The sequence below is a fragment of the Streptomyces meridianus genome (genome assembly GCF_023703325.1).
GTDB lineage: Bacteria > Actinomycetota > Actinomycetes > Streptomycetales > Streptomycetaceae > Streptomyces > Streptomyces meridianus.
Map to the genome: position 1 here is coordinate 1 of NZ_JAMQGM010000002.1, position 17718 is coordinate 17718.

16 protein-coding genes are annotated in these 17718 nt (G+C 71.8%); 9 read left to right on the plus strand and 7 right to left on the minus strand.

The window, feature by feature from the left end; all coding sequences use genetic code 11:
* Positions 1-14 precede the first annotated feature (14 nt).
* The 3 genes from M1E25_RS01640 to M1E25_RS01650 all read left to right on the plus strand — a co-directional run bounded on the left by M1E25_RS01640 (position 15) and on the right by M1E25_RS01650 (position 2499).
* Positions 15-866 carry a TetR/AcrR family transcriptional regulator gene (locus tag M1E25_RS01640; RefSeq protein WP_251408291.1) on the plus strand — a complete coding sequence of 284 codons (852 nt, stop codon included), beginning with the start codon at positions 15-17 and terminating at the stop codon, positions 864-866.
* Between the two features lie 10 nt (positions 867-876).
* On the plus strand, positions 877-1134 hold the full coding sequence (locus M1E25_RS01645) for a DUF8847 domain-containing protein (RefSeq protein ID WP_251408294.1): 258 nt from the start codon (positions 877-879) through the stop codon (positions 1132-1134).
* Between the two features lie 156 nt (positions 1135-1290).
* Positions 1291-2499: a C40 family peptidase gene (locus M1E25_RS01650; protein ID WP_251408296.1), complete on the plus strand. Its 1209-nt coding sequence runs from the start codon at positions 1291-1293 to the stop codon at positions 2497-2499.
* A gap of 83 nt (positions 2500-2582) precedes the next feature.
* On the opposite strand, the gene M1E25_RS01655 is transcribed toward M1E25_RS01650, so the two are convergent.
* The 5 genes from M1E25_RS01655 to M1E25_RS01675 all read right to left on the minus strand — a co-directional run bounded on the left by M1E25_RS01655 (position 2583) and on the right by M1E25_RS01675 (position 8262).
* Complete coding sequence (locus M1E25_RS01655) at positions 2583-3851, minus strand: styrene monooxygenase/indole monooxygenase family protein (RefSeq protein ID WP_251408298.1); 1269 nt, start codon at positions 3849-3851, stop codon at positions 2583-2585.
* Between the two features lie 65 nt (positions 3852-3916).
* Positions 3917-4576 (minus strand): GTP-binding protein, encoded by a 660-nt coding sequence (locus M1E25_RS01660; RefSeq protein WP_372500496.1) that lies wholly within the window; start codon positions 4574-4576, stop codon positions 3917-3919.
* Positions 4557-4958, minus strand: coding sequence for a DUF742 domain-containing protein (locus M1E25_RS01665; protein WP_251408301.1), 402 nt, complete (start codon positions 4956-4958; stop codon positions 4557-4559). Before M1E25_RS01665 ends, M1E25_RS01660 begins: the two co-directional genes overlap by 20 nt.
* Positions 4955-5461, minus strand: a complete 507-nt coding sequence (locus M1E25_RS01670; RefSeq protein WP_251408304.1) for a roadblock/LC7 domain-containing protein — start codon at positions 5459-5461, stop codon at positions 4955-4957. The genes M1E25_RS01665 and M1E25_RS01670 overlap by 4 nt, the downstream gene beginning before the upstream one ends.
* Positions 5458-8262 carry a sensor histidine kinase gene (locus tag M1E25_RS01675; RefSeq protein WP_251408307.1) on the minus strand — a complete coding sequence of 935 codons (2805 nt, stop codon included), beginning with the start codon at positions 8260-8262 and terminating at the stop codon, positions 5458-5460. The genes M1E25_RS01670 and M1E25_RS01675 overlap by 4 nt, the downstream gene beginning before the upstream one ends.
* Before the next feature lie 488 nt (positions 8263-8750).
* On the opposite strand from M1E25_RS01675, the gene M1E25_RS01680 reads away from it, so the two are divergent.
* Positions 8751-9608, plus strand: coding sequence for a hypothetical protein (locus M1E25_RS01680; RefSeq protein ID WP_251408310.1), 858 nt, complete (start codon positions 8751-8753; stop codon positions 9606-9608).
* Between the two features lie 35 nt (positions 9609-9643).
* On the opposite strand, the gene M1E25_RS01685 is transcribed toward M1E25_RS01680, so the two are convergent.
* Positions 9644-10132: a MarR family winged helix-turn-helix transcriptional regulator gene (locus tag M1E25_RS01685; protein ID WP_251408313.1), complete on the minus strand. Its 489-nt coding sequence runs from the start codon at positions 10130-10132 to the stop codon at positions 9644-9646.
* Positions 10133-10364: 232 nt separating this feature from the next.
* Between M1E25_RS01685 and M1E25_RS01690 the strand changes: the two genes are divergently transcribed.
* Positions 10365-11219, plus strand: a complete 855-nt coding sequence (locus M1E25_RS01690; RefSeq protein ID WP_251408316.1) for a lysozyme — start codon at positions 10365-10367, stop codon at positions 11217-11219.
* A gap of 86 nt (positions 11220-11305) precedes the next feature.
* Here the strand turns inward: M1E25_RS01690 and lon are convergent, their stop codons facing one another.
* On the minus strand, positions 11306-13750 hold the full coding sequence (gene lon, locus M1E25_RS01695; protein ID WP_251408319.1) for an endopeptidase La: 2445 nt from the start codon (positions 13748-13750) through the stop codon (positions 11306-11308).
* A gap of 190 nt (positions 13751-13940) precedes the next feature.
* On the opposite strand from lon, the gene M1E25_RS01700 reads away from it, so the two are divergent.
* From M1E25_RS01700 to M1E25_RS01715, 4 genes are read left to right on the plus strand one after another with little or no spacing between them, the layout of a single operon-like run.
* On the plus strand, positions 13941-14537 hold the full coding sequence (locus M1E25_RS01700) for an RNA polymerase sigma factor (protein WP_251408322.1): 597 nt from the start codon (positions 13941-13943) through the stop codon (positions 14535-14537).
* Positions 14534-15529, plus strand: coding sequence for a cupin domain-containing protein (locus M1E25_RS01705; protein ID WP_251408325.1), 996 nt, complete (start codon positions 14534-14536; stop codon positions 15527-15529). Before M1E25_RS01700 ends, M1E25_RS01705 begins: the two co-directional genes overlap by 4 nt.
* Entirely contained in the window at positions 15526-16329 is an 804-nt protein-coding gene (locus tag M1E25_RS01710; protein WP_251408328.1) for an ABC transporter ATP-binding protein, read from the plus strand. The genes M1E25_RS01705 and M1E25_RS01710 overlap by 4 nt, the downstream gene beginning before the upstream one ends.
* The gene (locus M1E25_RS01715) at positions 16326-17687 is read left to right on the plus strand and encodes a hypothetical protein (protein ID WP_251408331.1); all 1362 of its coding nucleotides are present in this window, start codon (positions 16326-16328) and stop codon (positions 17685-17687) included. Before M1E25_RS01710 ends, M1E25_RS01715 begins: the two co-directional genes overlap by 4 nt.
* Positions 17688-17718: the final 31 nt, after the last annotated feature.

The following is a 17718-nucleotide window of genomic DNA, read 5'->3' on the forward strand; positions in this document are numbered from 1 at the left end:
GCAAGGAGTGTGGGATGAACGGCCGCGCAACCGCATCGTCAGTGCGGCCCGGATGCAGTGCACCGCCCCCGGCAACGGCCGGCCCGGTGGGCCCCGCTGCCGCCGGGGTCGCCTACCGCAGGCTGCCCGTCGAGCAGCGGCGGGCGCAGCTGCTGGCGGCCGCGCTGGGCCTGTTCGCGCACCGCGCCCCCGAGGACGTGTCGCCGGACGACGTGGCGCAGGAGGCGGGGGTGTCACGGCCCCTGGTGTACCGCTACTTCCCGGGCGGCAAGCAGCAGCTGTACGAGGCGGCTCTGCGCACTGCCGCCGACCAGCTCGAACTCTGCTTCACCGAGGAGCAGTCGGGACCGCTGAGCCGGCGCCTGTCCCGGGCACTCGACCGCTACCTGGCGTTCGTGGACCAGCACGACACCGGATTCTCCGCGCTGCTCCGGGGCGGGAGCGTCGTGGAGACCTCCCGCACCAGCGCCATGGTGGACGAGGTCCGCCGCACCGCCGCCGAACAGGTGCTGCTGCATCTGGCGGCGCCGGAGCCGGGGAGGCGGTTGCGGATGATGGTCCGCACCTGGATCGCCGCCGTGGAGGCCGCGTCGCTGATCTGGCTGGACGAGGCCGCTTCGGGCGAGGAGCGGTCGCGCTCCCGCGGGGAGCGGTCGCGCTCCCGCGGGGAGCTGCGGGACTGGCTGGTCGACCACTTCGTCGCCCTTCTGCTGGCTTCGGCGGCGAGCGACCCGGAGTGCGCCGAAGTGGCGGGGCGGGCACTGGCGTCGGAGACACCGGACGGGCCGGTGTCCAGACTCCTGCAGGGCATGGCGCCGGCCGGCTCTGCACCGGCCGTTCCGCCCCCGGCCGCCCCGCGCGGGTGAGAATGGCCCGGTGAGAAGCGAGAACACGCCCTTCGTCGGCGGCCCCCTGGACGGTCGGGTCCTGCCGGTACTGCTCGGGCCGACCGGACGTCCGCCGAAGCACTACGAGGTGCCCGTCCCGGATCCGGACGGCGGGGAGCCGACGGTCCACGTCTACGTGCGGGCGCCGGGTCATCTGCGGCGGTTCGGGCTGTCGCACGGCTGGCAGTACGAGTACGAGCCCGGAGGGCGGCCTCCCCGGCGCCTCCGCCGGCCCTGGCAGCGCTGACGGGAGGTCCCGGCGGCACCGAGGGCTGGCCCGTACCGGTCACCCGCCGGGGTGGCCGCCTTGGCCCGTTCCGCCCACCCCGTGCAAATAAAATATGACTGCCTGACATATATGTGCCCGGAGGCCGGATCGGCCGGCCGCTCGGGAGGTGAATCCGTGTCAGGACGGTTCGTACGTTCGGTCTGTACGGTCGTGCTCGTCGCCGGCGCAGCACTGACCCCGCCCGCCGCACCGGCCGCTGCCGACCCCTCGGACCTGCGGACCGGCGAACTGCTGGACGAGCTCCGGACGCTCTACCACCGAGCCGAGACCGCCACCGACGCCTACAACGCCACGCACGAGGCACTCGCGCGCGAGAAGGACCGGGTGGACACCCTCGGCCGCGAACTCGCGGCCACCCGCAGCGAACTCGCCCAGGACCGGCTCGACGGCGGACGCATCGCCCGCGCCCAGTACCGCAGCGGTACCGGGTTGTCCCCCTCCCTGCAGGTACTGCTGAGCCCCGACCCCGCACGGGCCCTCGACGACAGCCACGAGCTGCGGCGCGCGGCCGAGGCCCGGGCCGCCACCATCCGCAGGCTGTCGAGCGGGGAACAACGGCTGAAGAGGCTCGAGACGCAGGCGCGCAAGGCACTGGACCGCCGCGAGACCCTCGCCGACCGGCAGCGGAGACTGCGGGACGCCATCCGCGACCGGCTCGCCCAGGTGGAACGCCTCCTCGTCTCCATGACGCAGGAGCAGCTGGAGGCCGTGCGCTCGCTCGAGAGCCGGGAGGCCGAGAACGCCGAGCGCGGGTTCCCCGGGGCGCAGGCGTCGGGGGACGACGCACGGCAGCCGTCCGCGGCGGGACGTGAAGCCGTCGCCTACGCCAAGGCTCAGATCGGCAAGCCGTACCGCTGGGGCGCCCAGGGCCCGAACGCCTTCGACTGCTCCGGGCTGACCTCTCAGGCCTGGGCCCGGGCGGGCCGTCCCATCCCCCGCACCAGCCAGGCCCAGTGGCGGCAGCTGCCCCGGATCCCGCTGCAGGAGCTGCGCCCGGGGGACCTGGTCGTCTACCACCGGAACGCCAGTCATGTCGCCCTCTATCTGGGCGACGGCAAGGTGGTGCATGCACCACGGCCCGGCAGCAGAGTGCAGATCGCCCCGGTCACCGTCAATCCGGTGCTCGGCGCGGTGCGCCCCGACGGCGACAGGCGCGTGCCTGCGAAGGAGGAACCCGCTCCGGAGAAGCCCCCGGCCGATCAGGGGAAACCAGGCGTGAACGAGCCGGCCGAGGGGCAACAGACCCCGGCACAGGAGGGGACCCCCGCCTCACCGGCCGGGGCCCCGGATGCCAACGGCCCGCAGCCGACCGAGGCCGTCTGACCGGGACGCAGTTCCGCCCCGGCCCGTTGTCGTGCGCGGGCCGGGGCGGGGCGGGACGGGGCGGGACGGGGCGGCCGACTGTGTCAGGCTCCGGCCTTGGCGGCGGCCTCGCCGATCCACGCCTCGGTCTTGGCCGGGTCGTAGAGGTAGTTCTCGAAGTCGGACGGGTCGTCGAAGCCGTTGACGAACCGCTCGGCGACCGGCGGGATCTGGCCGGCGGCGCCGATCAGGTTGAGGATGTGCTCCGGCGGCGGGGTCAGCAGGGCGTTCGTCCACTTGGTGACGTGCTGCGCGGTGTCCCAGTAACGGTCGAAAGTGGCCTGCATCCAGTCGGCGTCGAACAGCTTGTCACCGTGCTCGACGATGCTCGCCAGGTACGCGGCGGCGCACTTCGAGGCCGAGTTGGAGCCCTGGCCGGTGATCGGGTCGTTGGCGACCACGACATCGGCGACACCCAGCACCAGGCCGCCGGAGGGCAGAGTTCCGATCGGCTTGCGGACCGTCGGGGGGTAACGACCGGAGAGCGTCGCCCGGGCGTCCGTCAGTTCGACCTTCGTGGCGCGGGCGTACTCCCACGGCGTGTACCGCTCCATGAGCTCCAGCGTCTTGGCCAGGTGCTCGTTGGGGTCCTTGATCCCCTCGAAGACGTCGAGCGGCCCGCCGGGAATGCCCTCCCAGAAGAGGATGTCGCACGGTCCGGTCAGGGTGTACCCGGGGATCATGAACAGTTCACCCGCACCGGGGACGATGTTGAACCGCACGGCGTCGAAGTCCGGGTGCTCGGGACGACGCTCGAGCCCGTGCACGTAGCTGACGGCGAGCGACCGCATCGGGGTGTCGAACGGGGAGCGGGAGGCGTCCCGTTCGAACATGGAGACCAGCTCGCCCTTGCCCGCGGAGACGAGGACCAGGTCGTACTTCCTCGCGAAGAAGTCCAGGTCGGACACGGCCGCGCCGTGGATGACGAGCTGGCCGCCGCGCTGCGCGAAGGTCTCCATCCAGCCGGCCATCTTCACCCGCTGGTCCACGGACTGGGCATAGTTGTCGAGCTTGCCCACCCAGTCGATGACGCGTCCCCGGACCTCGGGGGAGTCGGGCGCGAGGCTGGGGTCGGCGACGGACACCCCGAGCCCCTCGACGCGCGGAGTCTGGCTCTCCCAGAAGTTGATCTGCAGGTCCCGCTCGTACTGCAGCGCCGTGTGGAACATGCACTGGGTGGACATCACGCGGCCGTTGCGTATCTCGTCGGCCGTGCGGTTCGACATGAGGGTGACCTCATAGCCCTGGGACTGCAGGCCGAGGGCCAGTTGGAGACCGGCCTGGCCGGCTCCGACGACGAGTATCTTCCGCATGGCTTGCTCTCTCTCAGAAAATCTGTGGGAACGATCGGTTCCGGCCGGCGTGCGAGGTTACGGTGTCACTCGGGTGCCGCGTCAAGGGCGTGGCCCACCACGGCGAGGAGCGACTCGACCACCGTGACGCGGTTGCGCGCGTCCATGATCAGTACGGGCACACGGGCCGGGACCGACAATGCCTCACGGACGTCGTCCGCTTCGTACGAGGGCGTTCCCTCGAAGTGGTTGACCGCCACGATGTACGGGAGTCCGCAGCTCTCGAAGTAGTCGAGCGCGGGGAACGAGTCCTCCAGCCGCCGGGTGTCGGCCATCACCACCGCGCCGATGGCTCCGCGTATCAGGTCGTCCCACATGAACCAGAAACGCTTCTGACCGGGGGTCCCGAACAGGTACAGCACCAGGTCGGAGTCGAGGGTGATCCGGCCGAAGTCCATGGCAACGGTGGTCGTGCCCTTGTCCGGCGTCGCGGTCAGGTCGTCGACGTCCTCACTGGCCTGAGTCATCATCGCCTCGGTGGTGAGAGGCGTGATCTCCGAGACCGAGCCGACGAAGGTCGTCTTGCCGACGCCGAACCCGCCCGCCACCACGATCTTCGTCGCGATGGGTGCTCTGCTGCGGTCGGTCTGCCAGCTCTGGATGCCCTCCGAGGCCTCGGCCGGTATCTCGGGCGAGGTGGCCGCCTGCGCGGTCATGGTGTTGGCGTCAGAGCCTGCGAAGTCCACTCAGCACCCTTTCGAGCAGCGCGCGGTTGGGCTGACCGGTGTCGTGCCCGGTGCCGTAGACGCGAATCTTTCCTTGATCGGCCAAATCGCTGAGCAGGACCCGGACCACGCCCAGCGGCATCTTGAGGAGCGCGGAGATCTCGGCGACCGAGCGCATGCGCCGGCACAGCTCGACGATGGCCCGCATCTCGGGCATCACCCGCTCCCCCCAGTTGCCGGAGGTCAGCTCGCGGCGTTCCTCGGGGGCCTCGATCGCGGCGACGAACGTTTCGACGAGCAGCACATGGCCGAAACGCGTCCGGCCTCCGGTGAGGGAATACGGGCGTACGCGAGCGGGTTTGCGGTCCGGCTGGCGGACCGGCAACTGAGGCGAGGAGGTCACTGGTCCCTCTCCATCGACTGGCGCAGTTCACTGCGGAGTTCTGGGGTCAGCACGTGTCCGGCGCGGCCGACGAACAGTGCCATGTGGTAGGCCACGACGCTCATGTCGCAGTCCGGTGCGGCGTGGACGCCGAGAACCGATCCGTCACTGATGGACATGACGAACAGGCTCCCCTCGTCCATGGCGATCATCGTCTGCTTGACCCCGCCGCCGTCCATCAGTTTGGCCGCGCCGCTGGTCAGTGCGCCGAGGCCGGAGACGATCGTGGCCAGATCGGCGCTCGAGCCCTTCGGGCCGTCGTGGTCGTCGTCGTCCTGAACGCTGTCGGCGGAACTCGGGTCGGACGACAGCAGCAACAGCCCGTCCGAGGAGACCACGGCGACCGATCGGACGCCGGGTACCTCGTCGACCAGGTTGCTCAGCAGCCAGTGCAGATCACGGGCCGCCTTGCTCAGCCCGAACGTGCTGTCCGGGCCGGAGCTGGGCTTGGTATACGCGTTCAACCGCGTGCCTCCTCGACTGTGCCACCCTCGTCCAGCGGTCCCGTCCGGGTCTCGCGGGTCCGGTCGGCGTCTTCGGCTTCGACTTCCCTGCGACCCTTCAGCGAACCCTGCTGGAAACCGCCGAGCCGACGGCGCAGTGCCTCCGCGTCGACTCCGCCGGAGCGGCGGGTGGGTGCTTCCTTGGGGGCGACCACCTTCGGGGTGCGCTTCGGCAGGCCCTTGTCGGTGATCCGCTCCCTCTGCGGGGCCGGTTCCTGCGGGCGTTCGCCCGCACCGGCGGTGGGCTGTGCAACCGGGTCGGCGGACACGGTGTCCGTGCGCGCCTCTCCCTGTGTCTGGTGCGGCAAGTGGATCTCCGCGGCGCCGTCGGGCCGCCGGTCGGTTCCGGCTGCGGGTGCGTCGTCCGAGGTACGGGCGTGGCTCTCGGATCCGCCCGCGGAACCGGCAACGGGCCCCAGGGACGTGGGGGGTGGCGTGTCGTCCGCTTCCACGACGGCGCGTTCGGCCGCGGCGACCAGCGGATCGTCCTCGGCGGTGCGGGCGAGGTCGGGTTCGGCCGGGAGGTTCCCGGCGGACACCGCCTCGGCCGGCTCCGTCGCGGCGTCGGCCGACGGCACCGAGGACTCCCCGGAATCCGCAGCATCCGCGGAAACCGCGCGCTCGGCAGGGGCGGCGGGGCCGGTGGGCTCCGGGTCGGTGGAATCCGTGGTTCCGGCGGCCGGGGTGACGGGCGGCGGTTCGGAGTTGAGCTGCTTCGGCATCCGGCGCGGCAGGGCGTTGGAGTTGGCCTCCGCGACGGTTCCGGGGAGGTTCACCGCCGGAGCGGCCCCCGCGGTGGAGGTGCGGACCGAGGGGGAGACCCCGGAGACCGCCGACGGGACCGGTCGGGTCGGCAGGATCGACTTCGGCAGCACGATGACGGCCGCGATCCCGCCCTGCTTCTGCTCGCGCAGGTTGACGCGTACGCCGTGCCGCGCCGCCAGCCGGGCCACCACGTAGAGGCCGAGGCCGAGCGCATCGTCGGAGCCGATCTCGTCCTCGTGCGACACCGGGTCGGCGAGCCTGCCGTTGAGTTCCTTCAGCCGCTCCTCGGTCATGCCGATGCCCTGGTCCTGGACCGAGAGCATCACCTCGCCGCTCTCCAGCAGCCAGCCGGAGAGCTCGACGTCGGCGTCCGGCGGCGAGAACGCCGTTGCGTTCTCCAGCAGTTCGGCCACCAGGTGGCTGACCGCGTCGGCCGCGAATCCGGCGACCTGGGCGTGCGGCGGCAGTGACTGGATCTGCACCCGCTCGTAGCGCTCGATCTCACTGATACCGGCGCGGAGCACGTCCAGCAGGGGGACGGGGTTGGTGTGCCCGCCGTGGTGCTCGGAGCCGGCCAGGACCAGCAGGTTCTCGCCGTGCCGGCGCATCCGGGTGGCGAGGTGGTCGAGTTTGAAGAGGGTTTCCAGGCGCTCCGGGTCGTGCTCCTGCTCCTCCAGCCCCTCGATGACCGACAGTTGACGCTCGACCAGGCCGAGGGTGCGCAGGGAGAGGTTGACGAAGCTGCCGTGCACCCGGTCCTGGAGGCTCCCGAGGCGCTCGGTGAGGTCGTCGCGCTGCTGTAGCAGGTCCTCTCGCTCGCCGGCCAGGCGGCGGCGTTCGGCGATCAGGCGGGTGCGGTCGTCGCCGAGCTGTTCGGTACGGGCGTGCAGGCGCAGCGCCGTCTCGCGCAGCTCGTTGACGTGGCCGACGACCTCCGCGAACTCGTCGTTGCGGCCGGTGAAGCGGACGGGTTCCTCCGCCACGGGGTCGCCGGCGACCCGGCGGGAGCCCAGTCGCAGTACCGCCAGTGGCCGGGTCATGGAGCGGCCGGCGGAGATGCAGATGCCGGCGGCCAGCAGGAGGCAGAAGCCGACGAGCGCGATCTGCACTTCCAGCGCGGTGACGTCGTCATCGCGCAGCTGGGCGAGCCGGGCGGACTCGTCCGCAGTCAGCGAGGAGTTGACGGCCCGCATGCGTTCGACGCGGGCGGACAGGGCCTCCTCGAGCTTGCCCAGGTCGTAGGTCAGTTCCTGCGGTGACAGCCGGGGCTGGTCGGTGAGGCGGGCCAGGTAGCGCTCGGCGGTGGCGATCTCGGTCCCGTTGACGGTGCGCCGGTAACTGTCCTTCACCGCACCCGGGGCCGTCTGTTCGAAGTCGGCGAGGGCGGCCTGTTCCTGGACGTGGTGACGCTGCGCGGCAGCGCTGAGCTCCGGCTCACGGCCCTGGGAGGCATAGGTGCTGAGCAGCAGTCCGCGGGTGGCGGACGCCCGTTCGACGGCGCGGCCGAGCTGCGGCAGGGCGTGTCCGGGGCCGCCGGAGGCCCGCGGGGGGAGCTGCCGGGAGAGCTTGTCGGCGACGGCGTACAGGGCCTGGACGGTCTCGCTGTACGCCTCGAAGGTCTGGAAGGCCGACCCCGGTCCCGCAAGGGCCTGCTGGCGGAGTTCCGGCAGGGCGTCGAACTTGCGGCGCAGGGACGCGGGGGCGTCGGGACGGATCTCGGCGATCTGGCGGTCGACGCGGGCCCGACGGCTCTCGGTGATGCCGGCGGCACCGCCGGTGGTCCTGCGGCCGGCCGCGACGTACTGGGTCATGCCGTCGCGCTCGTCGGCCAGGGAGTCGGCCAGGGAGACGGCCTGGTCGTTGAGTTCGGAGAGGGCCACGAGGCGCTGCGACTCGGTCAGGTCACCGGACGAGGTGGTGATGGCGGGGGCTCCGGCCCCGAGAACTGCGACCGCCACCACCGCGACCGCGACGACCAGGCGGGAACGGACTCTCACCGTACGGGGCGGCGGACCGTCTGCCGCCGCTCCGGCCGCTGCCGACTCGCGCCCTTTGCTCCGAGGCCGATTTTTCTGCACCGGTGCTCGCAATCTTCTCTACGTCTTGCTCATGGCCGAGTGGCGAACGGGCCGGCCATCACTCTGCCATCTGCGTGCTGAGCACCGACGAGCGTCCACCCCACCCCTGGGTACGGCAATCGACCCTTCCAGTACCGGATTCTGAGGGTCGCCCGTCGTCGGCCTGGCCACCTGAACGAGTGAACATCACTCCCGAGTTGGCAAACAACTCCCCGCACGAAAACAGTGCGGGCACGGCCGTGAGCCGGGTGGAAAACCCCGGGAGGTCCTGGCAGGATGCGCGCCCGCAGCTTTCCGGAGCTGGCCATTCCGGTCAATTTCCGGCACTCGGGACACCGGTGGCGGGATTCGTTGCAGGTCACAGCTGTTCCGGTGATCCTGACGGACATTCGGGCAGACTGAGCGCCATGCGCGTAGACATCGCCACCGAACCGGGAGACAGTCAACGCCCCAATGAGGACTGGGCATCGGTAGCACTACCAGCGACAGGACACGGAGGCGCACTGGTCCTGCTCGACGGAGTCACGCCTCCCGCGGACGGCGACGGCTGTGTGCACGGCGTCGCCTGGTTCACCGCACGACTGGGTTCCGCCCTGCTGGAACTGTCCGTTTCACGGCGGGATATGGCTCTCGCGCAGTGCCTTGCAGAGGCCATTCGCCGTACCGCGCAGGCGCACGTTTCAACCTGTGACCTTTCTCACGTCAGAACTCCGCAGGCAACGGTGGTCGTCGTCCGCTGGAACCGGGATGACGTGGAACATCTCGTGCTGTCCGATTCCGTGTTGCTGCTCGAAGGCGCGGACGGGAAGGCGACGGCCGTGGCGGACGACCGGCTCGACCGGCTGCCGGACGAGGTGCAGGCGAAGCGCGCCGCTGTCCGGTCCCTGCCGCGCGGCACGCCCGAACGCGCCGCCGCGGCAGCCGAGTACGCCCTCGCCGTCGAGGCGTTGCGCAACGCCGAGGGAGGGTTCTTCACGGCTGCTGCGGATCCCGGGGTGGCGGGCCGCGCCGTGACCGGCCGCAGCGGACGCGCGCAGGTGCGCACCGTGGCGGCGCTGACCGACGGTGCGGCACGCTGGAGCGAGGTGTTCCGGCTGGGCGGCTGGGACGACTGCGTCGGACTGCTGCACACGGAGGGGGCGCAGCGGCTGATCGGACGGGTGCGCGCGGCGGAGGCGGCCGACCCGGCGTGCACGGCCTTCCCGCGGGGCAAGGTGCGGGACGACGCCGCGGTGATCTTCGCGGATCTCACGGAATCCGGCTGAGGCCCGCGCCGACCGCGGCGCGCACCGGAACCCGCTCAGTCGTTCGAGCTGCCGATGTCGTTCAACCGGTGCAGAAGTCGGGCCAGTTCGGCGACCTCGGTGCGGTCCCAGCCCGAGAGCTTGCGGGCATAACGCGCCCGGCGCGCCCCGCGCACCGCGCGGAACCGGTCGCGCCCCTCCTCGGTCAGTTCGACGAGCGAGGCCCGGCCGTCGGCGGGATCGGGCCGCCGGGTCAGCAGCCCGAGGCCCTCCAGGGCGCTGAGCTGACGGCTCATCGTCCCCTTCCCGACACCGAAGTACGCGGCCAGGTCAGTGGCCCGCTGCCCTCCGGCGTCGTCGAGCCGCACCAGCAGCCCGTACGCGGCGGGTTCGAGTTCGGGGTGCACCTCCCGGGCGAGTTCGCCGGACGAGGCACGGGCCCGGCGCAGGAAGACGGCGAGTTCCCGCTCGAGGGACAGGTAGGCCTCGTCGACACCGCTCGTCGCGTCGGCCCGTGCTGCCGCGTCGTCCCCGGTCTCGTGCACGTCCGTCCTCCCGGCTGTTGTCCGGTGCTCGAAGTTTCCGGCGCTGAAAGTTCCGGCGCTGCGGCCCCGGTCGTCGCAGCTCAGTCAGTATTTCGCAGGAGTGGACCACCGGCAGCGACCGGGCCCTCTTCCCTCTCCCGGATCGACGCGCGTAGCTTCATTGATGGCATGTGCACACCAAAGGCGGCGGCCGTCGCCCTGTTTCCCCCCACCGCATCCATCGGAGGCACGTATGTCCGCTCGGGACGACTCGATCGTGCACAGACCCGGTCCGGTACGCCGCTCCCTCGCTTCCCTCGCCGGGATCCTCGTCACCCTGCTCGCCCTCGTGGCCGCCCTGCCCGGCACCGCGAACGCCTCGGACCGCAACTACCCGCACCCCGAACGCAACTGGATGGGCTCGACCGTCCTCGAACACGAGGGAGGCGACCCGCACGCCGAGCCGGCGCCCGGCATCCTCGCCACCGTCGAGGGCGTCGACGTCAGCAGTCACCAGGGCAACGTCGACTGGGCCGCGCTGTGGAACAGCGGAGTCCGATGGGCCTACGCCAAGGCCACCGAGGGCACCTACTACACCAACGACTATTTCGCCCAGCAGTACAACGGCTCGTACAACACCGGGATGATCCGCGGCGCCTACCATTTCGCGAATCCCGACGACTCCTCCGGAGCCGCCCAGGCGAACTACTTCGTGGACCACGGCGGCGGCTGGTCCGCCGACGGCATGACCCTCCCCGGCGTGCTCGACATCGAGTACAACCCGTACGGCGCGACCTGCTACGGGCTGAGCCAGGCGGCGATGGTGAACTGGATCCGCGACTTCACCGACACCTACCGGGCCCGGACCGGCCGGGACGCGGTGATCTACTCGACCACCGACTGGTGGACCCAGTGCACCGGCAACAACGGCGGTTTCGGCGCGACCGATCCGCTGTGGATCGCCCGGTACGCGTCGACGCCCGGTACGCTCCCGGCCGGCTGGACCTACCACACCTTCTGGCAGTACACCTCCACCGGACCGATCGTCGGCGACCACAACCAGTTCAACGGGGCCTACGACCGCCTCCAGGCCCTGGCCTACGGCTGACGCCCCGGCGCCGTCACCACGGCGTGCCCGGTCCCGGCTGTCCGGCCGGGACCGGGCACGCTGCCGCATCGTGATGCAGAGCCCGGTCAGGCCGCCATCGGCGCCTCGGGCCGGCACCGCACCGGCTCGAGGGCCACCTCCAGAACCTTCCGCACGTCGCTCATCAGACGCACGTCCAGCTTCCGCAGCACCTCGGCCGGCACATCGTCCAGATCCGGCTCGTTCCGCTTCGGCACCACCACGGTGGCGATGCCCGCGCGGTGCGCCGCCAGCAGTTTCTGCTTGATGCCGCCGACCGGCAGCACCCGGCCCGTCAGCGACACCTCGCCGGTCATCGCCACGTCGTCGCGCACCCGCCGCCCGGACAGCAGCGAGGCGAGGGCCGTGGTCATCGTCACGCCCGCGCTGGGGCCGTCCTTGGGGACGGCTCCCGCCGGAACGTGCAGGTGGACGCCACGTTCCTTGAGGTCGCCGACCGGCAGCTCCAGCTCCGCGCCGTGCGAGCGCAGGAAGGACAGGGCGATCTGCGCCGACTCCTTCATCACGTCGCCGAGCTGGCCGGTGAGGGCGAGTCCGCTGCCACCCGTCTCGGGATCGGCCAGGGACGCCTCGACGAAGAGCACGTCGCCGCCGGCGCCCGTGACCGCCAGGCCGGTGGCCACCCCGGGAACGGCGGTGCGCCGCTCGCCGGGGTCCTGTGCGGACTCGGGTACGTGGCGCGGACGGCCGATCAGCGCGCGCAGACCGTCCGGGCCGACGGCCAACGGCAGTCCCTGCTCGCCGAGTTCGCTCCGTGCCGCGACCTTCCGCAGCAGCCGGGCGACGGACCGCTCCAGGTCCCGCACCCCCGCCTCCCGGGTGTACTCCGCGGCGATCCGGCGCAGCGCCTCGTCCTCCAACACGACCTCGCCGGGCCGCAACCCCGCACGCTCCAGCTGCCGGGGCACCAGGTGGTCACGGGCGATGACGACCTTCTCGTCGTCGGTGTAGCCGTCGAGACGGACCAGCTCCATCCGGTCCAGCAGGGCGTCCGGGATCGCCTCCAGCACATTGGCGGTGGCCAGGAAGACGACGTCGGACAGGTCGAGTTCCACCTCCAGGTAGTGGTCGCGGAACGTGTGGTTCTGCGCCGGGTCGAGCACCTCGAGCAGCGCAGCCGCCGGGTCACCGCGGAAGTCGGAGCCCACCTTGTCGACCTCGTCGAGCAGGACGACCGGGTTCATCGAGCCGGCCTCCTTGACCGCCCGGACGATCCGGCCGGGCAGCGCACCGACGTACGTGCGCCGGTGGCCGCGGATCTCGGCCTCGTCGCGGACGCCGCCCAGCGCCACTCGTACGAACTTCCGCCCCATGGCCCGGGCGACGCTCTCGCCGAGCGACGTCTTCCCGACGCCGGGCGGGCCGACGAGTGCCAGTACGGCGCCACCGCGACGGCCGCCCACCACGCCGAGGCCGCGGTCGGCGCGCCGCTTGCGGACGGCCAGGTACTCGGTGATGCGCTCCTTGACGTCGTCCAGGCCTGCGTGGTCCGCGTCCAGCACGGCGCGGGCACCGGGGATGTCGTACGCGTCCTCGGTGCGCTCGTTCCACGGCAGTTCGAGGACGGTGTCGAGCCAGGTCCGGATCCAGCTGCCCTCGGGACTCTGGTCGGAGGAGCGTTCCAGCTTGCCGACCTCCTTGAGCGCCGCCTCGCGGACGTGCTCCGGCAGATCGGCGGCCTCGACCCGGGCCCGGTAGTCGTCGGACTCGTCGCCCTGTCCCGGGGGGTTCCCGTCGAGTTCGGCCAGCTCCTTGCGCACGGCCTCCAGCTGACGCCTGAGCAGGAACTCGCGCTGCTGCTTGTCGACGCCCTCCTGCACGTCCTTGGCGATGGACTCGGCGACGTCCTGCTCGGCCAGGTGCTCGCTCAGCATGCGCACGGCGAGCCGCAGCCGCTCCACCGGGTCGGTGGCCTCCAGCAGCTCGACCCGCTGGCGGAGGGTGAGGAAGGGCGAGTAGCCCGAGTTGTCCGCGAGCTGTGACACGTCGTCCAGCTGCTCGACCCGGTCGACGACCTGCCAGGCACCCCGCTTGCGCAGCCAGCTGGTCGCCAGTGCCTTGTACTCCTTGACCAGTTCGGCGACGGCACCGGGCAGGGGGTCCGGCGTGCGTTCCTCGATCCGCTCGCCCTCCACCCAGAGCGCGGCGCCCGGGCCGGTGGTCCCGGCCCCGATCCGGACCCGGCTCAGGCCCCGGATCAGCGCCCCCGGGTCACCGCCGGAGAGCCGGCCGACCTGCTCGACGGCGCCCAGCGTGCCGACCGCCGGATAGGCGCCGTCGACCCGCGGCACCAGCAGGACCTGCGGTTTGGCCGCTCCGCGCCGGTCCTCGCCCCCTGCGGGGCCACCCGTCGAGGCGGCCGACTGTGCGGCTTCCACCGCAGCCCGGACCTCCGGGTCCGACAGTTCCAGAGGCACCACCATGCCGGGCAGGACGACCTCGTCGTCGAGCGGCAGCACGGGCAACGTGAGCGGTGTTGACGTTGAAGCCATGATCTTCCCCTCGGCAGGCAAGTTGAGTTCACTGGACTCAATGCGCAGAGGATGCTCAGTGTTCCCGGTGCCGGTTCGCTGTCAGCGATCACCGCCCGCCCGCCGGACAGCTGTCTGCGGCACGGCCCGAAGCGACGTGAACCGCTGACCGTCCCCCGAGCGATAAGGGGGTGTGAAACGGTTCCGGCCCATGGGGGCAGAGGCAGAGCGGGGGGACGCCGCCCTCCTGCGTGCGACCGCCGCGGGGGACGCACAGGCGCTGGCCACGCTGTACGACCGGCACGCCGGATGGTTGCACGCACGTCTGAGCAGGCGGTGCGCCGATCCCGAGACCGTGCACGAGGTCCTCCAGGACACCTTCGTCACGGCTTGGCGCTCGGCGGGCTCGCACCGCGGCGGCGAGGCCGGCGGCTGGCTGTGGGTGATCGCCTCCCGCCGGCTCGTCGACGCGCGGCGCAGCCAGATCCGCACGTCCGAGGCCCAGGCCGCCCACGCGATGCGGGACACGGACGTGCGCCGTGCGGAGGCGCCGTCCGCCGAGGAGCGCGTCCTGGCAGCCCTCGAGTACGGCGACCTGGGCACGGCGCTCGACCGTCTCTCCCCCGAACTCCGCGCGGTCCTGCGCGCGACCGTCGTCGACGGTCTGACCACCCGGGAGGCCGCGCAGCTGCTCGGCATACCCGAAGGAACCGTCAAGACCCGCGCGATGCGCGCCCGCAAGGAACTGCGCAAGGCCCTCGCCGCCTTCGGCACCCCCGCACCACGCACCCTGGGAGGCACCGCATGAACCACCGCGGACCCACCACCGAATGGCACCTGCCGGACGCCGACGTGCAGGCGTACGCGGCAGGCGGACTGCCGGAGCCCGGCTGCTGGTCGCTGGAGAAGCACGTCGAGGCCTGCGCGAGATGCGCGCAGCGGGTCTCGGACGCCGTCCGGACGCACTCCCCGGTGGTGGCGCGCTCACTGGACGCCACCCGCTCGGCGCTACTGGCGCGCATCGGCGCCGAGGATCGGGCCGGGTCCCCCGCACGGGCAGGGGGCACCGGGGGGCGGCTCCGTCCCGTCGGATCCCCTCGGATCCCGGCTGCGGACACCCCTCGCAGCGCGCACGGCCGGACAGGCGGCCGACAGCACCCCGTGCGGGCCTGGGGGGCACGGCTGACCTGGGCGGCAGGTCCCGCACTGGGACGGTCCTGGCTGTTCTCCCTGACGCTCGTGACGGTCGCCGCGGTCGTTCTCGCCCGGCTGGCGGACGCGGCCGAGCTCCGCCCCCTGCTGCTGGTGGCGGCTCCCCTGCTCCCGGTCGCCGGGGTAGCGGTGTCGTACGGACGCCATGCCGACCCCCTGTACGAGACGGTCGCCGCCACTCCGTCCGCCGGGCTACGGCTGCTGCTCGTCCGGACGGCCATGGTGCTGGCCGTGTGCGTGCCACTGCTCACGGCCGCCGGACTGCTCATGCCCGCGCAAGGCGGCAGTCCCGGGGCCGCAGCCTGGCTGTTGCCGGGCCTGGCACTGACGCTGCTCACCCTGGTCACCGGCTCCTACCTCGGCTGCCTGCGGGCTTCCGCCGTCACCGGCACCACATGGCCACTGCTGCTCCTCACCGCCGGCACCACGGCGGACCCCGGCCCGGCCGACCTGATCGGGCGGGTGAACCACGCCTTCGCCAACGTCGCGAGCGGCCCCGCGCAGGGCTTCTGGGCCAGTGCCGCCCTTCTGTGCGGCGGGCTGCTCGTCCTGCGCCGCACCTCATTCGACCAACTGGAGCGACTGTGAGACAGATACCCGTCCCGAGGACATCACCCGGGCTGTCCGTCCGTGGCCTGACCGTCCGTTTCCGGGGCACTACAGCCCTCAACGACGTGGACCTGTCGCTCGGCCGAGGCGTTCACGGGCTGCTCGGCCCCAACGGTGCCGGGAAGACCTCGCTGCTGCGCGTACTGGCCACCGTGGCCCGACCGACCGAAGGGGACGTACGGATCCTCGGTCTGGATCCGCAGGAGCTCGGTGAACGCACGGAGATCCGCCGTCGTCTCGGCTACCTGCCGCAGGAGTTCGGCTACTACCCCACGTACACCGTGCGGGAGATGGTCACGTACCTCGCCTGGCTGAAGGACGTCCCCGGTGCCCAGGCTCCCGCCGCGGTCGAACGGGCCGCTGAGCGGGTGGGTCTGGGACCGGCTCTCGACAAGAAGCTGCGCACGCTCTCGGGCGGTGAGATCCGGCGGGTCGGCATCGCCCAGGCCGTGGTCAACGAACCGGATCTGCTGTTGCTCGACGAGCCGACGGCCGGACTGGATCCCGAGCGGCGGCTGGAGTTCCGGGGACTGCTGCGGGAGTTGGGTGAAACGGCGACGGTCCTGGTGTCCACGCATCTCGTCGAGGACGTCGCGGCAGCGTGCGCGGAGGTGACACTGCTCGAGGCGGGCCGTCCGGCGTTCCGCGGGACGCCGGACGACCTGATCGCCTCCGCCGGGACGGATGCCGAAGCCCCGGGCGACAGCCCGTTGGAGCGCGGCTACACCAGTGCGCTGCGGCGCCATCGCAGCGAGCGCGCCCAGGAGGTGACGGCATGAACACGGCAGCCTCCGAGAGCCCGGTGGGAAGCCGGGAGCCCGCGGGTCCGGGACATCCGGGTGACGCGGGAAGGAAGATCTCCCTGACCGGCACGGTCCTGAGGACGGAGATCCGGAGAGGCGTAGCGCCCTGGACCTTCGCCGTCTGCCTGACGGCCCTGCTGATCGCCGTGTTCGGCGGCAGGTACAGCCTGATGGACTGGCCCGGTACGGCCCAGGCGTCGCGCGGGCTCCTGGTCGTCCTCGGCCCCCTGCTCGCCGGAGCCGCGTGCTGGCAGGCCGGACGGGAGCGCCGTCGACGCACACGCGAACTGGTGGACTCCGCACCACGGTCGGCCCTGCGGCGGGTGGTCTGCGCGCTGCTGCCGGTCTGGCTGGCGGCCGTCGCCGCCCACCTCGTGACCTGGGTCGTGCTGGTCGCCCTCACATGGCCGAGCGCATCCGCCTACGGGCACCCACTGGTCGCCCCCATGGCGGCGGACCTGACCGCTGCCGCGGCCTTCGCCGCGGGCGGCCATCTCCTCGGCTGGTACCTCCCGTCGTCGTGGGCGTTGACTCCGGGCACTGCGGTGGGTGCCTACGGCGTGCTGTGGCTGGGAGAGGCCCGGGGACGCAGTGCGCTCGGCCAGTTGTCACCGGCATCGTTCGAACTCCACAACGGCCAGCTGCTGGTGTGGTGGGCGAGCGTCGCCCACATGGCCTGGTTCGGCGGCCTCGCAGCGGCGATGCTGCTGATCGTCACCGCGCGGCGCACGTGGCTGGTGGCCCTCCCCCTCGCGGTGGCGGTCGCCGGCGCGGTGCCGCTGCTCGCATGGCCGGAGAAGATGTGGCTGCCCGACCGGAGTGCATCGGCTCTGGTCTGCGAGGGCGAGCGTCCCGTGATCTGTCTCCGCCAGGCGCACGCGAGCCGCCGGGACACCGTGGAGGGCCCGATCCGCTGGGCGTACGGGTTGTTCGAGGGGGCGCCGACGGCGCCCGTGCGCTTCGAGGAAGGCCGGCTTGCCGCCGGTCGGACCTGGGGCGCGGACCTCGAACCCGGCAGCGATCCGGCAATCTCGCACTTCACGCTGGTCAACCCCGGTGACCTCGGTTCGGACAAGCGACTCGGCTACTTCCAGCGGGACGCGGTGCTCCAGGACCTGATCACGTGGGAGTGCGAACGGAACGTGCCTTCCTGGGCTCACGAAGTCCTGTTCTGGGCCCACGGGCAATGGCCCGGCGACATGGAGGAACAGTGGCGGGACGGCCCTGTGGTGAAGGCTCTCGAGGCGATGACCGCCAAGGAGCGCAGGGCCTGGTTCACGGACTACTTCGCCGCCGCCCGGACGTGTGACCGCGAGCGGGTCGACCGGCCGTAGCGGAAGGAATCTGCGGTGTGCCGTCCGCCGA